This window comes from Asanoa sp. NPDC049475 (genome assembly GCF_040676915.1).
Classification (GTDB): Bacteria; Actinomycetota; Actinomycetes; order Mycobacteriales; family Micromonosporaceae; genus Asanoa.
In genome coordinates, this window is the sequence record NZ_JBFAPY010000002.1 from 896,291 (window position 1) to 915,837 (window position 19,547).

Below are 19,547 nucleotides of genomic sequence, written 5' to 3' on the forward strand. Positions count from 1 at the left end.
GCCGGCCCCTTCACACTCCCCTAGCAGTTCGTGCCCTTGTTCCGGTTGAGCAGCAGCGGACCCTTCGGCCCGCCGAAGCGGGCGATCAGCCGGCACTCCATCTGCTCCAGCGTCGCCTTCGACGCGTCGGTCTTGTAGAGGGTCACCCCGACGATGTCGCTCTTGTTGTAGCCGTCGCGCTTGAGGGCGCCCCGGCTGCGCTTCCAGTGCTTCGGCACCCGCGACGCGAACGTCTGCTTGTCGGTGATGCCGATGTAGAACTTGTACCCGTTTCCGTTCTTGGGCTTCACGGCCAGGATGTAGACGCCGCGGGTGTCGTCCAGGATCGACGTCGGGTCACAGGCGGGGCCGACGACCTTGGTGCCGCGGTTGTGGACCAGGACGGCGGTGTCGCCGGCCAGCACGTAGTAGGTGGGTATGCCGTCGACCGACAGGTTGTAGGTGACCCGCTGCCCGTGGTAGGCCCGGACGGCGCCCACCTGGACGTAGGTGCCGGCCGAGGTCCGCAGCAACTCGCCGGGCTTGAGGTCGCCGGCCTCGACCCAACGCTTCTGGTTCGCCGACCAGAACGGGTGGTGCGCGGTCGCGGTGATGGTGTCGCGGCCGGCCGAGGAGTCGACGGCGATGTCGACGTACTCCTTGTCGGTGTCGGTCCGGATCCTGTGGGTGACCTGGTGTTCCTCGGTGCGGCCCGACTCGGGGTCGGTGGTGAGGACCGCGTCGCCCGGCTCGACCCGCTCGATGGCCTCGGTGGTGCCGTCGGCGAGCAGGACCCGGGTGCCGGCGACGAAGCTGTTCGCGACCTCGCAGAGCGTGGGGCCGCCGCCGTCAGCGGACTTCTTCGTCGCGGCTTTCGCCTTGGCCGCCAGGGCCTTGGCCTTCTCGGCGGCTTCCGCGGCCGCCTTCTTGGCCGCCGCCTCCGCCGCCGCCTTGGCCGCGGCCGCCTTCTGCGCGGCTTCGCGGGCCGCCGCGGCGGCCGCTGCCTTCGCGGCCTCGGCGGCGCGTTCCGCACCACGCAGGACCGCTCTGGCCCAGTCCATCTGCTTGAACCAGGTCAGGACGGCCTTGCCGGCCCGGAAGATCGCCTCACCGATCTTCTTCGCCTTGAAGATCTTGCCCCAGGGCAGTGAGCCGATGATCGCCATCGCGCAGGCGCCCAGGTCGCCCTTGAGGCAGTTGAGGATGTCGTTGATCCCCAGGACCTCCATGAGGATCTGGCCGCCCGCCTCCAGGATCACGTCGAGCACGCTCTTGCTCTGGATCCGGTTGGCCTCGGCCACCTCCGCCGGGTCGACCTGCGGGACGTCGGTGGCGGTCGTCGGCGTCGCCGTGCTGCTGACCGTGTCGCCGGCGTCCGGCATGTTGCCGGTCGGGTCGGTGTACGCGATCGGGTTGTTGTCGGCGTACGTGTAGGCCGAGGTCGCGGCGCCGCCGGCCGGCATCGGGTCGACGGCGGTGAACCGACCCGTGCCCGGGCTGTAGTTGCGCGCCCGGAGGTAGTAGTTGCCGCTGCCCGTGGTGGAGTCCTGGTAGGCGCCGGTGTACTGCAGCGGGTTCTCCGGGCCGCCGGCCTGGGCCTGGACGGCGCCCGGCGCGGTGTCGACCGCGGCCGTCTCGGTGCCTTCGAGGGTCGCGCCGACGCGCGGGTTGCCGTACGGGTCGTAGTCGTAGCCGACCTCCGGCGTCCCCGACGGCGTCAGCATGTTCGCGACGCCACCGAGCCAGTCGTGGGTGTAGGCGTGCGGGCCGGTGGCCGGGTCGAGCAGCGCGAGGGGCTCGTCGTCCGGCCCGTACGTGAAGCCGCGCTTCTCGGTCGTCGCACCGGCGGCGTCGGTGAGCACGTCGAGGGCGATCTGCGGCAGGGTCCCGGCCACGTCCCACGACCAGCGCTGGGTGGCCTGCTCGGCCTTGCCCGGGTCGACGGTCGCGGTCAGCCGCAGCCCGTCGGCCCCGTAGGTGAAGAGCGCGTCCCGCCCGGCGACCCGCGCCTTCGCGAGGGAGTTGTCGAGGTTGTACTCGAACCGGTCGGTGCCGGCGCGGGTCTGGTTGCCCTTGACGTCGTAGTCGTACTCCGTCGTCGTGACGTGCCGAGGCTCCCGCAGGACCTCCTTCTGGAGCTGGTTCGCGTGGTCGTACTCGTAGGTGGTGGTGTCGTCGCCGGCGGTCCCGGAGCGCTTCTGGCTGAGCCGGTTGCCCATCAGGTCGTAGCGGTAGTCGATGCGGCCCGCCGGCCGGGTCTTCTCGCCGCACTCGGTCGCGGCGTAGCAGGCCGAGACGAGCTGGTCGGCCTTGTCGTAGGCGTACGCGACGGACTCGGACACGCCGCCGCGGGTGGTGACCGCCCGGGTCGGGTTGCCGACCGCGTCGAGCTCGAGCTGGTACGAGGACACCGGATTCTGCGGCACCGCCACCGGCACGACCGGCCCGGAGGGTGCGGAGGCGTCGCCGGCGCCGTCCTTGTCGTGGGCGGTGACGGTGAACGTGTACGCGGTGCCGGCGTCGAGCCCGTTGACGACCGCGCTGGTCGCCGTCGCGCCGACGGTGACGGACTTCTCGCCCGGCGACGCGGTCACCGTGTAGCCGGCGACGTCCTCGCCCCGCGGCGCCTTCCACGACACCACCGCGAGCCCGGCACCCGGCTGGGCCGTCACGTCGGTCGGCGGGTCGGGTCGGTCGCCGAAGGACAGCAGCCCGCCGTCGGGCAGGTCGACCCGCTGCGCCTCGGGTGCGCGCTCGGTGCCGATGCCGGTGAGCCGGCCCGCGTCGTCGTACCCCCGGCGCTCGATCAGCCCCGTCGCCGCCGGCAGCCAGGTGACCTCACGCCGACCGGCCGGGTCGTAGTCGAACCTCCACGTCGCGGGAGTGGCGCCGACCGCGCCGCCGGACGCGGTCATGGTGCGTATCTGGCTGTCCGCGTCATAGGTGGAGGACACCTTCGTGCCGTCCGGGTACTCGCGCACCTTGATGTTGCCGCGCGCGTCGTACTCGTAGCGGAACTTCTCCTCCAGGCCGGCCTCGACGCGGGTGACCGTCTCGACCTGGTCCTCGTCGTCGTAGGTGACGGCGCGGTGCCCGGTGGGGTCGATGTAGGCGGTGGTGCGGTCCTTGGCGTCGTACTGCCAGGAGTAGCGCGGACCCTGGCTGCCCAGGGCGCTGGACTCGCGGCGGTTGACGATGTCGTATGACTCGACGACCGTGCGCTTGGCGCGCTCGGCGGTCGAGAGCCGCTCGTGGTCCCACCGGGTCAGGGTCGAGACGCGGTTGCCCTCGACGTCGTAGCCGTACTCGGTGACCCGGCCCAGCGCGTCGGTCTCCTTGGTCAGCCAGCCGGCCTCGTTGTACGCGACGAAGGTGCGGTTGCCGTTGGGGTCTCGGACCGAGGCGACCAGGCCGTCGTCGAAGTAGTCGTAGACGGTGGCGCCCCTGGCCGGGTCGTGCGGGTCGTTCGGCGCCTCCGGGGTGCGGATCGTGCGGGGCAGGTCGTCGTCGCGGTACGTGTACGTGGTGGTGTGGTTGTTGGCGTCGGTGACGGAGACCAGCCGGTCGTTCGCGTCGTACGTGCTCGTCGTCGTGTGGTCGAGCGCGTCGATCGTCCGGGTCTGGTTGCCGGCGAGGTCGTACTCGAAATGGGTGGTGAAGCGCTCCTTGTCGGCGCCGGGCAGGTTGCCGCGCGGCTCGGTGGAGCTGGTCAGCAGGCCGTCGTCGTCGTAGGTGAAGGTGGTGCGTCCGCCGGTCGCCCGGATCGACTCGATCTTGTTGCCGGCCTCGTCGTACTTGAACTCGACGACACCCTGCTCACCGTCGCGGATCTTCGTCTGCTGGCCGTTGTCGTCGTATTCCAGCTCGGTCCGGCGCTTGAGGTTGTCGGTCGTCGCCGTGACGTTGCCGGCGTTGTCGCGCTCGAACGTCGACGTCTTGTCGTGCTCGTCGGTCTTGGCCACCGTGCGGTCGAGGTCGTCGACGCGGATGTCGCGCTTGACCGTGATGCCGCCCGGGTACGGGCGCTCCATCCGCAGCGGGTTGTCGTTGGCGTCGTAGAAGTAGGTGGTGGTGAAGTCCGCCGGGTTCGCGCCCGGCAGGTTCCCGCGCGGCGACGTGACCTTGTGCAGCAGACCCTTGGCGTTGTACGCGTACGTCGTCACCGGGTCGGGCTGGTCGTCCATCTCCAGCCGCATCGACGCCTGCCGCCCGGCCGGGGTGTACGTGTAGGACAGGGTGCGGCGGCTGTCCTTGATGGACTTGAGCAGCCCGTTGTCGTAGTAGCGGTGCTCGACGCGGGCACCCGTCGGCGTCGTCTGCGACTGGGTGCGGCCCAGGTCGTCGAAGCTGGTGCGCCACGGCTCGCGCTTGCCCGGCTCGCGGACCTCGACGATCCGGTCCTGGGCGTCGAACTCGTAGCGGGTCGTGTAGTCCTCGCGGTCGGTCCGCGGCGCGGTGCCACGCGGGTCGGTCTCCGCGACCTGCCGGCCCGTCCTGTCGTATCTGAACTCCGCCCGGCGGCCCATCGGGGAGATGACGGCCTTGACCAGGCCGCTGTTCGGGTCGCCGACCGGCAGGTACTCGTACCGGGTGACCTTCTTGCGCTGGTCGGTCTGGGCGAGCAGCAGACCCCGCTCGTCGTACTCGTAGGTGATGGTGTTGCCCTTGGGGTCCTTGCTCTCGACCAGCTCGTCGAACTCGTTGTACGTGTCCCGCCAGATCTTGCCGTTGGCGTCGGTGTGCTTGGTCGGGTTGTTGCGGTTGTCGTACTCGGTGTCCTCCTTGAACCCGAGCGACTGCGGCGCGTCCTGCTGGGTGCGGTTGCCGCGGTCGTCGAACCGGGACTCGTGCTGGCTCTGCTTCCCGTCGACGACCAGGCCGCGGTTGAGGGAGCCGTCGTAGCGGTGGTGCTCGACGTCGCCGTTGCCCTTCAGCGTGTAGACCAGGACGTTGCCGCGGTAGCCGTCGTAGACGCGCACACCGTCGGCGTCGGTGGTCAGGGACTCCTGCGCGTCGGCGTTCCACGCGAAGGTGGTCAGGTTGCCGAGCGCGTCGAACTGGCGGCTGACGCGGCTGTTCGCGTCGTATTCGGTGCGGACCGCGACGACCCGGTCCGGGTTGGTGACCGCGCTGAGCAGGCCGTTGGTGCCGTAGCTGTATTTCCAGAGCTTGTCGCGGGCGTCGAGGGCCGAGGTGAGCAGGTTGCCGGTGTAGAAGAACCTCACCTTGCGGTGGTCGGGCAGGTGGATCTCGCGGATCAGGCCGGCCTCGAGGGTCACCTTCGCCGTGCGCCCGGAGGCGTCCGTGATGGTGATCGCGGTTGCCGTGTACGCGAGGCGCACGCCCTGGCCGCGCGGGTTGAGGATCGAGGCGAGCCGGCCCTGCGCGTCGAAGGTGTGCGCGATGTTGTCGGGGGTGGTCAGCTCCCAGCCGTCGCCGGCCTTGCGCAGGTTGGACCGCACACCGGGCGGGCGGCGGTAGCTGTCGCCGTCTCGTTGGTAGGTCGCCTCGGCGCCGTCCTCGGCCCGCACGACCGCCCCGCCCTCGGTCGCGGTCACGGTCATCCCGTAGGACCAGGCCCAGCCGCCGCCGAGCGGGCCGACGCCGTTGGCCGACGAGTACGTGCGCGACGAGCTGAACGGCACGCCGATCGAGGACATCCCCAGGTCGCCGGCCGTCTGGATGAACGCGCCGGTCGCGGTGTTGACGCCGTCGGCGCGGATGGCCTGGCCGGCGCTGGTCAGGGCGAGGGCGTTGCCGCAACCGCAGCCGCCGGCCTGGCCGAGCGGGATCGCCGGCGGGACGATCGTGGCGCGGGGCCGCACCTCGGGCCGCTCGGAGACGATCTCGCGGCCGTCGTCGAGGACCGCCGTCATGGTGACCTCGTAGTCGCGGCTGGCGTCGAGCTCCCAGCCGTGCTCGCGGCCGAACGACCGGCAGAAGTCGCGCTGGCCGGAGCATTTCGACCGTTCTATCTCGTCCCGGGACAGGGTGGTCGAGGCCTGCTCGGTCTGGGACTCCTTGTCGTAGGCGGTGACCCGCCAGCTCGAGAACGCCGGCGCGTCGGCGGCGACGTTGAAGAACAGGCTCACCGAGGTGTCGCCGAGCAGGAATCCGGGGCGGGCCAGGACGTCGGTGAAGACGCGGTCGTCGGCCGCGACGCGGGCGGTGGTGCGGCGGTCCCAGGCCGCGCGGGACAGCTCCCTGGGTGCGCCGTCGGCGCGGACCTCCGGCGGCACGAGCGGCGGCCGTTTGTCGGGCGGGAACGCGGTGTCGGGGCGGACGCCCTTGGGCATCGGACGGTCGACCGGACCCTGCCCGGGTCCTGGTGGTGCCGGCGGCGCGGCCGCTGCCGGGCTGCCTTCCAGCGGCTGCACCAGCGTGACGATCAGCGTCATCGCGCAGAGCGCCGCCAGTGCGCGGGCACGGCTGCGCAGGGTGTGACTGGACATGGTCGGTCCTCCCCCGTGGACGGATCTGCTCAGTGATCCAGCGCCGATCATAGAGGCGTATCAATTGCCTTTGGGGGTCGTCCTTCTGACAGGAATTCACTGCAACCTATTGCCGGTCTCATTCGTAGGCATAGGCGTGCGCGAATGTGTATTCGATACGCGCGATCATCCATTGTCGACTCCGCCCGGGTGGGCCGTACGCTGGGTGCACTTTTATCCCGGAGGTGCGCGTGGGCGGCAGGGCGTTGGTGTGCGGCGGTGGCGGCGTCACCGGGATCGCGTGGGAGTTCGGGATGCTGGCCGGGCTGGCCGAGGCCGGCGTGGACCTCACCGCCGCCGACCTCGTGATCGGCACGTCGGCGGGGTCGTTCGTCGGCACGGGCATCGCGTCGGGCGTACCCGTGGAGGACCTCTACGCCTCGCAGCTGGCACCGCCGGAGACCGGGACGCCGGCGAGGCTCGGCTGGGGTCCGATGGCGTCGTGGGTGTGGGCCGCGGCGACGTCCCGGACCGCGGAACGGGCCGCCGCGCGGGTCGGCGCGATGGCGTTGCGGGCACCGACGATGCCGGAGGACCGCCGCCGGGCGGCGATCGCGGCGCGGATGCCGGCCGCCGTGTGGCCGGAGCGGGACCTGCGGATCGTGGCCGTCGACGCCGGCAGCGGCCGGACCGCCGTGTTCACCCGCGACTCCGGGGTCGACCTCGTCGACGCGGTCGGTGCGAGCTGTGCCGTGCCGGGTGTCTGGCCGCCGGTGACGATCGACGGGCGCCGCTACGTCGACGGCGGTGTGCGCTCGGCCACCAATGTCGACCTGGCCGTGGGTCATGACCGGGTGGTGCTGCTGGCGCCGATCGCGCGGGCGCTGGGCCGGCACCACCGCCTCGACCGGCAGCTGGCGACGCTGCGCCGCTCGGGCGCGTCGGTGGTCGTGGTGACCCCGGACGCGGCGGCGCGGCGGGCGATCGGCCGCAACGTGCTCGACCCGGCGGCGCGGGCACCCTCCGCGCGGGCCGGGCGCGCGCAGGCGGCGGCCGAGGCGGCCAGGGTCACGGCGGTCTGGTCGGCGTGAGCGGCGTGCCGCCTTCGGTTTTGTCGGGGGCTCCTGATATGAAGAGCCTGCACAAAATCAAACAGGTGTACGGATGAGAGGGGTTCCCTGATGGCCGCCGCGCGCACCGCTGTCCGCGGTCTTTCCACCGACGAGCTGTCGTCGATCCGCGACGGCCTGGCCGCCGGCCGCAAGCCCAAGGTCGTGTTCACGGCGTCGGCCGGCCAGATCGAGGGCCAGACCGGCCAGGTGATCGAGCTGACCGACCCCGACGTGTCCGACGAGTTCGTCGTGGTCCGCTTCGGCCGCGACGAGCTGCCGTTCTCCCCCACCGACCTGGCCGTCGCCCCGCGCGGCGCCGCCGCCCGGTCGACGGCCGCGGCCAAGGCCGCCGCCAAGCCGGCGGCTCCGGTCGACGAGGCCCCGCCCGGGCCCGGGCTGCTGCCACCCGTCTCGAAGTCCCCAGTCCCGGCACCACGTGAGGAGAGCACAGTGACCACGTCCACGGTGGAGGAGCCGACCGCCGAGGCGCCGCGCCCGGCGAAGCGGGCCGCCAAGTCCGCCAAGCCGAAAGGCCCGGCGGGGCTGACGGTGACGCTGGCCTACGCCGACGGCGAGTGGACGGTCGCGGCCGCGCAGGGCACCAAGAGCCTGGCCAAGCCCTACACGATCCGTCCGGCCGAGGCGCTCAAGATGGTCGCCCTGGTCGACGTCCCCGGCGTGCACGAGGCCGTGGAGCAGATCATGGCCTCCGAGCGGGCCGAGGCCGAGACGCAGGCCGAGAAGCTACGCGCCGAGCTCGCCGAGATCGAGGCGCGGCTGGCCGAGCTACGCGACGTCGGCTGAGATGGCGACGTGGGCGCGCTTCGTGGCGGAGGCCCCGGAGCTGGCGGTGCGGGTGAAGACGGCGTTCGACGTCAACACCCACAAGACGCTGGCCACGCTCCGCCGCGACGGCGCGCCCCGGATCAGCGGCACCGAGACCATCTTCGCCGGCGACGACGTCTGGCTCGGCAGCATGTGGCAGGCCCGCAAGGCACAGGACCTGCTGCGCGACCCGCGCTTCGCCCTGCACTCCGCACCCGTCGACCCGGGCGACGACCCGACCTCCTGGCCCGGCGAGGCCAAGCTGGCCGGCGTCGCCGAGGAGGTCACCGACCTCGACCGCTTCTGGGCGGTGATCGCCGACGGCTCACCCGACAGCATGCACCTGTTCCGGCTCGACCTGCACGAGGTCGTCTACACGGGGCTGTCGGCGGCGGCCGACAAGCTGGTCATCGAGCTGTGGCGGCCGGGCGCCGGCGTGCGGAGCTTCGACCGCTGATCCCATGATCGCCAGGTGTGGCACGATCAACTGTTGATGGACGTGTCGACGACGCCCGCCACGACCTGGCGGCCACCGCGCTTCTGGCTGGGCCTGCAATCCTTCGCCCGGCTGGCGGTCGCGACCTTCGCGCGCCTGGAGGTCAGCGGACACGTCCCCGAGAGCCTGCGGCACGGCCCGCTGATCCTGGCGGCCAACCACATCAGCCCGTTCGACCCGATCGTGCTGACCGCCGCCACGCGGGTCCGCCGGATCGCCCCGCGCATCATGGCTACCGGCGGCCTGTTCCGGGCGCCGGTGGTCGGCTGGGCGATGCGCTCCAGCGGGCACATCCGTGTCGACCGGCGCACGGCCAACGTCGGTGACGCGCTGCAGGTCGCCGTCGACGCGGTACGCGAGTCGGTGGTGATGGTCTACCCCGAGGGCCGCATCGGCCTCGACCCGACGATGTGGCCCGAACGCGGCCGCACGGGCACCGCCCGGCTGGCCTTCGCCAGCGGCGCACCGGTCGTGCCGGTCGCGCAGTGGGGCTCGCACGAGGTGATCCCCTACGTGTCGTCGTTCCGCAGCGTCGTGGGCGGCCTGGCCCGCTCGTTCTGGCGCCGCCCCACGATCAAGGTCCACTTCGGTGCGCCGATCGACCTGTCCGACCTGGTCCCAGGCGTCCCGGGCGCGGCACAGCGGGCCACCGAGCGGATCATCGAGGGGCTGACGGAGACGTTGGCCGTGATCCGCCAGGACGAGCTGGACGGCCCACGCTTCGTCGACCCGACGAAGCCCACGGACCTGTCGCGCCGCTACCGCCGCCGCCCCAACGCCTGACCGCGCCGTTCCGGCGCGTCCATGTCAGACGTGCCCGCCATGCGGACCTGCCGCCTGGGCGCGCCCTTCTGGCGCGTTCGTGTCAGACGTGGACGCTACGTAGTTCGTGCCTGGGCGGGCCTTTCCGGGGGCGTGAGTGTCGGAGGGGGCCGCTAAGGTGCGGCGCATGCGAACGCTGATTGCCGCCATTGCCGACCACGACGACGCCGCCAGCTTCCTGGCGTGGCCGGGTGACTTCGAGCTCGACCGCAAGGACCACGTCGAGGAGGTCCACCTCGCCTCTGGCGCGACCCTGGAAAGCTTCGCGGGCGACGGTGCGGGCGGCACGTTCTTCTTCTGCGGCGACGGCGGCGAGGAACGCCCGATCCTCTACGCCGACTCGGAGGGAGGCGCGGCCCTGGTCGCGATCGGCCTGGAGCACCTGCTTCAGCTCCTGCTGGTCGCACCGTGGTGGCGGGACTGCCAGGCGTTCACTGTGGAGGAAAGCCAGGAACTGGCCGCCGACTATCTGGAGGACATGCCCGACCTGGCGGCCCGCCGCGACCGTGCGACAGCGGCCCTGGGCATCGACCTACCCGGCGAGGCCGAGGTCCTGACGCGGCTGCGCACGGTCGCCACCGAAGCGGGCATGGAGTTCACCCTGGTCTACACGCCGGAAGGCAACGACTACGAGCGGCTGATCACCGCCTGAGTCGGCACCCGCGCGGGTCAGGTGCCGCGCTGGCTCAGGTAGGCCAGGACGGCCTCGCGGGTGGTGCGGACGCCGAGGGCCTCGCGGGCCTGGGCTATCCGGCGGTTGGCCGTGCGCAGCGACAGGAACTCGGCGGCCGCCGCCGCGGCGATCGTCTCGCCGCTCGCCAGGCGGTCGAGCAACGCGCGCTGCTCCGGCAGCAGGTCGCCGGACTCGGCCGGGCCGGAGTCGGCGCCGCCCGCGTCGCGGTGGACCGGGCCGAGTCGGGTCAGGTCCGCGAGCAGTGAGCGGCCGATGTCGCCGGTGGTGTCGGTGATCGCGACGACGCCGGCGCCGCGGGCCGCGGCGAGGACGACGAGGCGGACGGTCTCGCGGTCGGGTACGCGGCCGAACAGCAGCAGCCGGTTGCCGGTCAGGTCCCAGGACTGCTCGGTCAGGGCGAAACCCTCCCGGGTCGTCCAGCCGGACCGGGCCAGGCGACGCAGCACGGTGGTCGCGTCGCCGGCGTTCGGCAGCACGTAGCGGGGCTGGTCAACGTCGGTCACGGCCCCACCCCGGTCATCGCAGTTGCTCCAGCGCCATCGCGGCGGCCGCGGTGCGGGTGCGGGCGCCGAGCTTGCGCATCCCGGCACGGATGTGAGTCTCCACCGTCTCGGCCGAGATGCCGAGCTGACCGGCGATGCGGCGGCTCGGCTCGCCCCGGGCGACCAGGCGCAGCACGTCGCGCTCCCGCTCGGTCAGGTCGGACCCCGCACGCGGGCCACGGGTCTCCCGCCGCACCGCGTGCCGGCGCAACGCCCGCCGAGCCCGGCCAAGCAGCACCACCAGGCCCGCCGACTCCGCGAGGGACTCCGCGGCCAGCAGCGCGGCGACCGCGCGCTCCGGGTCGGTCTCGTGCAGGCCGGCCGCGAGCAGGCAGCGGACCTCCTCGCGCACGACCACGTCGTGCCACGCCACCGCCGCCTGGTCGAACCCGCCCGTACCCGACCACGCGGCGAGGGTCTCGCGTACCGCGGGCAGGCCGTCGGACGCCGCGTCCGTCGCGTCGAGTTCCGCCGGGTCCGGCTCCTCGACGACCCCCGCGTCGTACGCGGCCCACCGCGCGGTGATCCGCCGCAGCCCGTCGACCAACGGCGGCGCGGCGGCGCTGTCCGCAGCGGCGGCCCGGTCGGGCTGGCCGTCGAGCCACGCGGCCTCCCGGCCGACCCAGTCCAACAACGCGGCAGCCGCCGGCGCGGGCACCGCCGACGCGAGCCGTGCCCGCGCGGGGGCGAGCAGCCCACCGTCGGCCTCGACGAGGCTGGCCGCGGCGACCGCGTACGCCCGCGCGATCGTCGGCACCGTCCGGTCGCTGAGGTCAGCGGCCCGCCGCACCACGTCGTCGGTCGAGGTGCCGGCCGCGTCGCCGCGCAGCGCCTCGCACCACAGGGCGGCGGCCAGGAACCGGGCCTGCCAGCTGTAGGCGAGGTCGGACGCGCAGGCCGCCGCGGCCCGCTGGGCGGTGGCAGCGGCCTCGTCGAGCCGGCCGTCGGCGGCGAGGGTCTCGACGAGCAGCCAGGCGCTCCACCGGGTCGACAGCAGGTCACCGGCAGCCGCGGCGGCTTCAGCCGCGGACGCGAGGCCGTATTCCCAGCCCGGCAACCGACCCGCCGCCCGCACGGCGGCGACCGCCGCCCGCAGGCCGGCGTTCTCGGGGGCGGCACCGTGCCCGGCGGCGGCCGCGAGCGCGCCCGCCGGGTCGGTGGCCAGCCGGGCGAGCAACAGGATCCGGTCCCGGGCCGACCGGACGGTCGCGGGGGCGTCGTCGGGCACGGGTGCCGCCGCGGCCCGCGCCCCCGCCAGGTCACCGATCTGGAGCAGCGCCTCGGCCCGCAGCACCGCCGCGTCGACGCCAAGAGGCCCGCCGGCCGCGAGCACCCGCACGGCGTCGCGGGGCCGGCCGGCGGCGAGGGCCGCGGCCGCGGCGGCCGTCCGGGTCGCGTCGGTAGGACGTGCGCCCGGCAGGTCGCAGGCGAGCAGGAGCAGCTCGGCCCGCTCACCGGCGGTCCCGGCCCGTTCCACCGCGGCCAGCGCCCGCGCGGCCGCGCCCTCGTGGTCACCGGCGGCGGCAAGATGCCGGGCGGCCTCACGGTCGGGCGTCAGCTCAGCCAGCCGGCGGTGCAGGGCGATTCGGGAGGCAGAATCCAGCATCCCCGCCGCCACCTCGGCGACGTAGGGCGAGGCAGGAGCGACCAACCCACCGGCGCCCGCCTCAGGCGAGGCAGGAGCGGCACCCGGGGCACCGAGGGCCGGTGCGGCCGGACCCGAGGGCGTGGACACCGTGATGACCAGGCCGGCCTCGCGGAGCTCCTCGACCCCGGCGCCGAGGACGGTCGGGCAGACCGGGCGGCCCAGCAGGCCGAGGGCCGCCATCGCCGTGCGGGCCGGGCGGGTCAGGTCAGCGAGGGCCTCTGCGACCGCGTAGGCCACCTGGTCCACCTCCGGCGTCGCCGGCACCACGACCGGCAGCGCGCCCGTCGTCTCGTCCCCACGATCGGCCGCGGCCGGCCGACCGGCCGCGGCGTGCCGCGCCAGTGCGGTCACCGCGAGCGGCACACCTCCGGCCCGCCGCACCACCTCGGCCACCGCCGCGTCACCAAGGGCGGGCGCGACCCGCCGGGCCACCTCGGTAGCGGCAGCCACACTCAGCGGCGGCACCGCCAGCCACCCCGCCGACGCGGACCGCAAAGCGGCCACCGACTCGGCGGGCAACCGGTGCGGGGTTCGCAGCGCGACCGCGACCCGCGTGTGCGCGGCCAACGCCGCCACGGCCGCGACCGTGGCCGGATCGGCCCACTGCAGGTCGTCGACCACGAGAAGCCCGGACCGGACCCGCGACCGCACCGCCTCCGCCAGCAGCGCCGTGTCATGGGCGGGCAGACGCACCCGCACGGCGCGGGACAGGGCCAGCGCCGGCACGTCCTGGAGCATCGACAGGCCGCCGCCGGCGAAGACCGGGCCGCGGAACGCCGCCGCGAGCTCCCGCAGGGCCGTGCTGCGGCCGGCGCCGGGCGCCCCCGTCAGTACGACCAGGCCGGGCCTGGCCAGCAGCGCGCCGGCCCGTGCGACGACGTCGTCAGGCGCCGTGCCGGCCGGCTCCCCGGCGGCACGGTCGGCGACGTCGGTGCCCGGTGCGTGCGGCACTCATCCTCCGACCTTCGGGGCCGCCGGCGGACGCGTACCCCGGTGGCACGAACATGGGATCCTGCCGCCGGCAGGATATTCGTAGTGTTGGTCTAGCCGACCCAGCCAGGAGGACCACGCCAGATGACCGCGCACCCCCGCCGGGCCACCGTCATTGTCGCCGACGTGCCGCGACCTGACGACCCCAGCACGGGCATCATGCCCGATAAGGGCGGTTTGCAGGGGAGTGTCCAGGCGTGACGGCACCCATCGCGCTGCGGCAGGTCGTCGCCGAACTGTGTGACGAGGTCGCGCCGCGGCTCACCTCCGACGCCGCCCGCGTCCAGGTGAAGCGCGTGCGGCAACGGCTCGACGAACCCCTGCGGGTCGCGATCGCCGGTCGGCTCAAGGCCGGCAAGTCGACCCTGGTCAACGCGCTGATCGGGCGGCGGGTGGCGCCGACCGAGGTCGGCGAGTGCACCCGGGTCGTCACCCAGTTCCGGTACGGGACGGCCGACCGGGTCGACGTCGTGCGCCGTGACGGCAGCCGGGTCAGCCTGCCGCTGGACGAGACCGGGATGATCCCGCAGCGGCTCGGCGTACCCGCGGCTGAAGTTGCCTATGTCGATGTTGCCCTGACCAGCGCGAACCTGCGTGACCTGACCGTCGTCGACACGCCCGGGCTGTCGTCGACCAACGCGTCCGTCTCGGCCGGCGCGCGCCGCTTCCTCTTCGAGGACAACACCGCCCCGATCGACGAAGGGCTCGACGCGGACTCCGCGGGGGCGATCTCCGGGGCCGAGGCCATCGTGTACGTGTTCACCCAGGCCGTCCGCGACGACGACGTGGCCGCGCTGGAGGCGTTCCGGTCGGTGTCGGCCAGGCTGGCCAGCAACCCGATCAACTCCGTGGGGCTGTTCAACAAGGCCGACAAGCTCGTCGACGGCCCCGCCGACCCGTGGCCGGTCGCCGAGCGGCTGGCCGACGACCAGGGCAAGGCGCTGCGCCGTGTCGTGTCCGGGGTGGTGCCGGTGGTCGGGCTGCTGGCCGAGACGACCGAGGCGGGGCGGCTCACCGCGGCCGACTGCGAGGCGCTGCGGGTGCTGTCGGGAATGTCGGTCGCCGACCGTACGCTGCTGCTCGCCTCGGTTGATCTTTTCGTGTCCCGGCCGGCGCCCGTGCCCCGCGAGCACCGCGAACGGCTCCTGACCCTGCTCGACCTCTACGGGATCGGCTTCTCCCTCGCCCAGCTCGCCGCCCACCCGACGCTGGGCAGCGGTGACCTGGTGCGGATGCTCTACCAGGCGTCCGGGTTCCCGCGGCTGCGGCACACGCTCGACCACGCGTTCCGGTGGCGCACCGACGCGATCAAGGCCGGCTGGGCGCTGTCGACCCTCGAGAAGACGGCCGGGCACGCCGACACCATCCCCGACCGCGAGGTGCTGCGGGACGCGATCGAGCGGGTGCTGCAACGCCCTGAGTACCACCGGCTGCGGCTGCTCGAGGTCGCCCAGCAGGTCAGCGGCGGCACCGTCGAGCTGCCCGCGCCGATGGAGCAGGAGCTGACCCGGCTTGCCCTCTCGCAGGACCCGCAGTGGATCCTGAGCCTGCCGACCGCCGGCACCGCCGAGCTTCGGGAGGCCGCCCTCGCGGCCGCCGCCCGCTGGCGGGTGTTCGCGGTCGCCGGCGCCAGCCCCGCCCAGTCACGGGTGGCGCTGGTCGTCCACCGCGGCTTCCACCTGCTCTCGCAGCGGCTGCGGGCGGAGGTGGCGTCATGACCGACCTCGGGGCACTGCTCGGCGAGGCCGTCGACGGGTCGCTCGCGTTCCTGCGCCGGGCCGACGCCGACGCGGCCGCCGACATCGAGGCGCTGCGTCGCCGCGCGGTCACCCGGCCGTCGATCGTCGTCGTCGGCGAGACCAAGCGCGGCAAGAGCTCACTGGTCAACGCCCTGATCGGGGTGCCGGACCTGTCGCCGGTCGACGCGGCCGTGGCCACCGCGACCTACCTGGAGTTCGTGCCCGGCAGCCCCCCCGGCGCCCAGGCGTGGCTTCCGGACCGCGCGCAGCCCGTACCCCTGGAGCTCGGGCAGTTGCGCGACTGGGCGACCGTCCTCGGGCAGCTCCCCGACGGCACCCGGCCCCCGCGCCGGATCGAGGTGGCCCACCCGGCGCCACTACTGCAATACCTGAGCCTCGTCGACACGCCGGGCACCGGCGGGCTGGACCCGCTGCACGCCGAGGTCGCCCTCGACGCCGCCGCGCAGGCCGGCGCGCTGCTGTTCGTCGTCGACGCGTCCGGGCCGTTCACCCGCCCCGAGCTCGAGTTCCTGATCGAGGCCAGCAAGCGGGTCAACGTGGTGGTGTTCGCGCTGACCAAGACCGACGCGTACCCGGGATGGCGGACCATCCTCGCCGACGACCGCGCGCAGCTCCAGACCCACGCGCCGCGGTTCGCTCAGGCGCCCTGGTTCCCCGTGTCGGCGCGGCTCGCGCAGCTGTCGATGACGCTGCCCGGCGAGGCCGGCGCGGAGCTCGTCCGCGAGTCCCGGATCGCGCCGCTGCAGCACGCACTGATCGAGCTGGCCGGCAAGGGACACCTGCTGCGGCAGGCCAACGTGCTGCGGGCCGTGCGCAGCGAGCTGGTCCGGCTCGACCTGCGGGCCGGCGAGCGGCTCACCGCCACCGACCCGGACCCGGCCGACGTGGCCAAGGCGCGCGCCGACCGGTCGGCCCTCGCCGCGCGCAAGCGGACCGAGTCGCGGCAGTGGTCGCTGACGCTCAACACCGAGACGCAGCGGGCTCGGGTGGAGGCGACCGGCAAGCTGCGCACGTACGTGGCCGAGCTCCAGGACCAGCTGCTCACCCGGATCGACAAGGCCAAGAGCGACGAGCTCAAGGCGCTGCCCAGCGACCTCGACACGGCGTTGCAGGCGCTGTCGGTGCGGCTGTCGCAGGACTTGGAGCACCTGTTCCGCAAGGTGGCCGAGAAGGTCCTCGCGCAGGTGTTCGGCGCCGACGAGCTCCAGTTCGTGCTCGCCCGGCTCAACGCCACGCTGCGGCACGCGCTGACCAGCCGGCCACCCCGGGACACCGGCACCGACAACATGATGATCGCGATGTCGGCGGGCGGGATGGCGTTCATGGCCGGCCGCGGCGCGATGGCCGGGGCGTCCGCCCTCGGCGCCAGCGCGCTGCTCGGCGGCGGGCTGCTGGTGCCCGTCGCCGGCCTCGGGTTGGGGCTGGCCGCCGGGGCGTTCATCCTCTACCGGCGGCGGGCGCAGAGCGACCGGGCACAGGCCCGGCTCTGGCTGCGCGACGTGCTCAGCGAGGCCCGCGCCGCCCTCTCCGACGAGATCATGCACCGGTTCACCGACCTCCAGTACGCGCTGACGCTGTCGCTCGACGACGCGATCGAGCGGCGGCTGGCCCAGCTCGACGCGCACATCGCCGAGATCGACAAGGCTCTCGCCGACGACAAGGCCGAGCGGGCGCGGCGGCGGGCCGGCGTCGCCGCCGAACGCGAGGCGATCCGCTCCCGCATCAAGCAGGTCGACGCGGTGCTCGTCCGCGCCCGGACCCTCGCCCCCGCACCGACCACCGACGACCAGGAGCTGCCATGAGCGAGCGCGGTCGACCTCCGTCGTGCTCCGCTGACCGAAGGGAAGCGGCCGCATGAGTGATCACTGGACCTGGGACGACGGGCATGCCGACCACGTCGATCCGAGCGATCATGGGGACCACGGGGATCTCGGGGGGCACGAGGACCACGACGGCTACGACGATCTCGGGTTCGACGGCAACGCCGACACCGACCCGTTCGGCGTCGACCCCGGCCACCACCTTCCCGGACACGACGACCACCAGGAGTGGGACGACGACGGCGCCGCACCGGCCGACGACCCGTTCGCCCCACACGCGCTGGTCAGCGAGCAGCACGACTGGTCGGCCGGCCTCGACGCGCTCGACGGCGACGACACCCCCACACCGCTCGACGCGACCGGGCTGTTCGGCGCCGACCCGGACGTGGCGGCCTACTGGCCCACCCCGGAGTTCCCCGCAGCGCTCGATCTCGGTGCCGCGCTGCCGGAGCCGATCGACGGCGCACCGTGGACCGACCCGGCCATGCTCGGCTCGCTCGGCCCGGCCGACCTGCTGCCGTCGGACGTCCCTGAGCCCACGGACCTGGCCGCGTACGCCGGCCTCGACCCAGGCTCGTCGGGTTGGGAGACGCTGCTCGGGTCAGAGGACCCGGCGACGGCGGCGCTGGCCCGGTTCTGGGGACCTCCGACCGCTTAGCAGAGCACGTCGGCGTAGCTGGCCGCGTCGACCGCGATGTCCTCGCCGCGCAGCCAGCGCCGCGTCCACAGCCGGGCGGCCGTCTCCGCGAGCTCGTCGCGGTCGGCGGCCTGTTCGACCAGCAGGGCGGCGGTGAGGGCGTACGCGGTGCGCAGCGCCAACCCCCGGGCACCAGCGACGATGGCCGCCGCGGTGGGGTCCGCCGCCACCTCCTTGAGCCGGGCGCCGAGGTCGCGGGCCGCGCCGGCGAGGGTGTCGGCGACCGCCGGGGACAGTCCGCGGGCCAGGTCGGCGGCGGCCGCCACCCGGGCCACGACCGGGGTGCCGGCGTCGTCGCGGGCCACGGCACGCAGGGCGTCGAGAGCGAGGACGTTGGTGGTGCCCTCCCAGATCGGCAGCACCTGGGCGTCGCGGAGCAGCCGGGGCACGCCGGTGTCCTCGACGTAGCCGGCGCCGCCGAAGCACTCCACGTATTCGCTGGCCGAGCTCACCGCCAGCCGTCCCGTGGCCAGCTTCGCCAGCGGTGCGACCAGTCTCAGCTCCGCGGCCGCCGCCGGGTCGGAGCCGACCTCGACCCGACCCAGCAGGGCGAACGCGTGCCCGGCCAGGACGAACGCGCCGATCGCGTCGACGGCGAGGGTCGCCAGGGTGGCCCGGTGCAGCGGGGAGTCGAAGAGCAGGCCGCCGGCGACCTGGCGGGCCTTCGCGTACGCGATCGCGTAGTCGAGCCCTCGCCGCATCCCGCCGGCGGCCGCGGCGGCGTTGTGCAGGCGGGTGATCACGACGAGGGTCATCGCGCGTACGAGGCCAGGTTGGCTGGGGTCGCCGAGCGGGATGCCGACCGCGTCGGCCAGGCCGATCTCGGCGGTGGGCAGGGCGCGGGTGCCGAGCTTGTCCTTGAGGCGGTGCACCGTGACACCCGGGGCGGGCAGCCCGGTGTTGGCTCCGTCGGCGTAGCGGGCCAGCAGGAACGGCGCCAGCGACCGGCTGCCCGGGTGGGCGCCCTCCGGCCGGGCCAGCGCGACCGCCATGGCCGAGTCGGCGGCGGAGCAGAACCACTTCTCGCCGGAGAGCAGCCAGCGGTCGCCGTCGCGGCGGGCGACGGTCGACGAGCGGGCCAGGTCGGAGCCGCCCTGCGACTCGGTCATCCACTGGCCGCTGGTGATCGCGGTGTCCGGGTCGGTGGACAGCAGGCGGGGCAGCCACCGGTCGCGGACGCCGCGGTCGACGTCGCCGCGGCTCAGCAGCGCGGCGGCGCCGTCGGCCATCGCGACCGGGCAGGAGAACGTCGCCGACTCGGGGCCGTAGAGGTGCAACAGGGCATGTTGGACGCTGCGGGTGGCGGCGCCCCAGGTGCCGCGCGCCTCGTCCAGGTAGGGCAGCGCCACCACGGCGTGCCGGGCCGCCGCCGCCCGCTGCGCCTGCCAACCGGCGGACGTGTCGACCCGGTCGACGCGGGCACCCCACGGGTCATAGCGGACCAGCGTCGGCGGATGGCGCTCGGCGTCGGCGTGCGCGGCGCGCAGCGGCCCGACGACGTCGGTGGCGAGGTCGGTCAGCCGCGCCTTGGCGAGGGCGTGCCCGCTCACGCCGAGCTGCCGGTCGAGCCAGACCCGCAGAAACCGATCGCCGGCGTACGGGTCCTCCGGCGGTGGCAGCGGCTGCACGAACCGGGGCATGGGCGCTCCTTCGCGGCGGGAACGGTTGGCCCGACGGTAACCGACGCCACGGGCACGCGACCAACCAACGGCGCCGGAAGGCACACCTGGC

The 19,547-nt window shown here is 73.8% G+C and carries 12 protein-coding genes; 8 read left to right on the plus strand and 4 right to left on the minus strand.

What is annotated here, in order from left to right; translation table 11 throughout:
• Positions 1-20 precede the first annotated feature (20 nt).
• The gene (locus AB0J88_RS10265; RefSeq protein WP_364346362.1) at positions 21-6,431 is read right to left on the minus strand and encodes a polymorphic toxin-type HINT domain-containing protein; all 6,411 of its coding nucleotides are present in this window, start codon (positions 6,429-6,431) and stop codon (positions 21-23) included.
• Between the two features lie 230 nt (positions 6,432-6,661).
• Here AB0J88_RS10265 and AB0J88_RS10270 point away from each other — a divergent pair, with 230 nt between their 5' ends.
• The 5 genes from AB0J88_RS10270 (at position 6,662) to AB0J88_RS10290 (ending at position 10,317) form a co-directional block, all read left to right on the plus strand.
• Positions 6,662-7,501: a patatin-like phospholipase family protein gene (locus tag AB0J88_RS10270; RefSeq protein ID WP_364346360.1), complete on the plus strand. Its 840-nt coding sequence runs from the start codon at positions 6,662-6,664 to the stop codon at positions 7,499-7,501.
• Positions 7,502-7,591: 90 nt separating this feature from the next.
• Positions 7,592-8,326 carry a hypothetical protein gene (locus AB0J88_RS10275; RefSeq protein ID WP_364346358.1) on the plus strand — a complete coding sequence of 245 codons (735 nt, stop codon included), beginning with the start codon at positions 7,592-7,594 and terminating at the stop codon, positions 8,324-8,326.
• 1 nt (position 8,327) lies between these two features.
• The gene (locus AB0J88_RS10280; RefSeq protein WP_364346356.1) at positions 8,328-8,804 is read left to right on the plus strand and encodes a pyridoxamine 5'-phosphate oxidase family protein; all 477 of its coding nucleotides are present in this window, start codon (positions 8,328-8,330) and stop codon (positions 8,802-8,804) included.
• A 36-nt stretch (positions 8,805-8,840) separates the two neighbouring features.
• On the plus strand, positions 8,841-9,626 hold the full coding sequence (locus AB0J88_RS10285; protein ID WP_364347521.1) for a lysophospholipid acyltransferase family protein: 786 nt from the start codon (positions 8,841-8,843) through the stop codon (positions 9,624-9,626).
• Between the two features lie 166 nt (positions 9,627-9,792).
• Positions 9,793-10,317 carry a hypothetical protein gene (locus AB0J88_RS10290; RefSeq protein WP_364346354.1) on the plus strand — a complete coding sequence of 175 codons (525 nt, stop codon included), beginning with the start codon at positions 9,793-9,795 and terminating at the stop codon, positions 10,315-10,317.
• A 17-nt stretch (positions 10,318-10,334) separates the two neighbouring features.
• Here AB0J88_RS10290 and AB0J88_RS10295 read toward each other — a convergent pair whose 3' ends face one another.
• Positions 10,335-10,862 carry a LuxR family transcriptional regulator gene (locus AB0J88_RS10295; protein ID WP_364346352.1) on the minus strand — a complete coding sequence of 176 codons (528 nt, stop codon included), beginning with the start codon at positions 10,860-10,862 and terminating at the stop codon, positions 10,335-10,337.
• Positions 10,863-10,875: 13 nt separating this feature from the next.
• Positions 10,876-13,500: a LuxR C-terminal-related transcriptional regulator gene (locus AB0J88_RS10300; protein WP_364346350.1), complete on the minus strand. Its 2,625-nt coding sequence runs from the start codon at positions 13,498-13,500 to the stop codon at positions 10,876-10,878.
• A 236-nt stretch (positions 13,501-13,736) separates the two neighbouring features.
• On the opposite strand from AB0J88_RS10300, the gene AB0J88_RS10305 reads away from it, so the two are divergent.
• Genes AB0J88_RS10305 through AB0J88_RS10315 form a run of 3 tightly spaced genes read left to right on the plus strand, consistent with a single transcriptional unit; the run spans position 13,737 to position 17,777 of the window.
• Positions 13,737-15,257 (plus strand): dynamin family protein, encoded by a 1,521-nt coding sequence (locus tag AB0J88_RS10305; RefSeq protein ID WP_364346348.1) that lies wholly within the window; start codon positions 13,737-13,739, stop codon positions 15,255-15,257.
• Positions 15,254-17,101, plus strand: a complete 1,848-nt coding sequence (locus AB0J88_RS10310; protein ID WP_364346346.1) for a dynamin family protein — start codon at positions 15,254-15,256, stop codon at positions 17,099-17,101. Before AB0J88_RS10305 ends, AB0J88_RS10310 begins: the two co-directional genes overlap by 4 nt.
• A 52-nt stretch (positions 17,102-17,153) precedes the next feature.
• Positions 17,154-17,777: a hypothetical protein gene (locus AB0J88_RS10315; protein WP_364346344.1), complete on the plus strand. Its 624-nt coding sequence runs from the start codon at positions 17,154-17,156 to the stop codon at positions 17,775-17,777.
• Here the strand turns inward: AB0J88_RS10315 and AB0J88_RS10320 are convergent.
• Positions 17,774-19,456: an acyl-CoA dehydrogenase family protein gene (locus tag AB0J88_RS10320; RefSeq protein WP_364346342.1), complete on the minus strand. Its 1,683-nt coding sequence runs from the start codon at positions 19,454-19,456 to the stop codon at positions 17,774-17,776. The two genes, AB0J88_RS10315 and AB0J88_RS10320, sit on opposite strands and share 4 nt — an antisense overlap.
• Between the last annotated feature and the right edge of the window lie 91 nt (positions 19,457-19,547).

What these genes read in the sequence shown, in the direction of transcription:
- AB0J88_RS10265 (WP_364346362.1), bottom strand. Translation starts at nt 6,431, where the DNA reads ATGTCCAGTCACACCCTGCGCAGCCGTGCCCGCGCACTGGCGGCGCTC.
- AB0J88_RS10275 (WP_364346358.1), top strand. Translation starts at nt 7,592, where the DNA reads ATGGCCGCCGCGCGCACCGCTGTCCGCGGTCTTTCCACCGACGAGCTG.
- AB0J88_RS10280 (WP_364346356.1), top strand. Translation starts at nt 8,328, where the DNA reads ATGGCGACGTGGGCGCGCTTCGTGGCGGAGGCCCCGGAGCTGGCGGTG.
- AB0J88_RS10285 (WP_364347521.1), top strand. Translation starts at nt 8,841, where the DNA reads ATGGACGTGTCGACGACGCCCGCCACGACCTGGCGGCCACCGCGCTTC.
- AB0J88_RS10290 (WP_364346354.1), top strand. Translation starts at nt 9,793, where the DNA reads ATGCGAACGCTGATTGCCGCCATTGCCGACCACGACGACGCCGCCAGC.
- AB0J88_RS10310 (WP_364346346.1), top strand. Translation starts at nt 15,254, where the DNA reads ATGACCGACCTCGGGGCACTGCTCGGCGAGGCCGTCGACGGGTCGCTC.
- AB0J88_RS10315 (WP_364346344.1), top strand. Translation starts at nt 17,154, where the DNA reads ATGAGTGATCACTGGACCTGGGACGACGGGCATGCCGACCACGTCGAT.
- AB0J88_RS10320 (WP_364346342.1), bottom strand. Translation starts at nt 19,456, where the DNA reads ATGCCCCGGTTCGTGCAGCCGCTGCCACCGCCGGAGGACCCGTACGCC.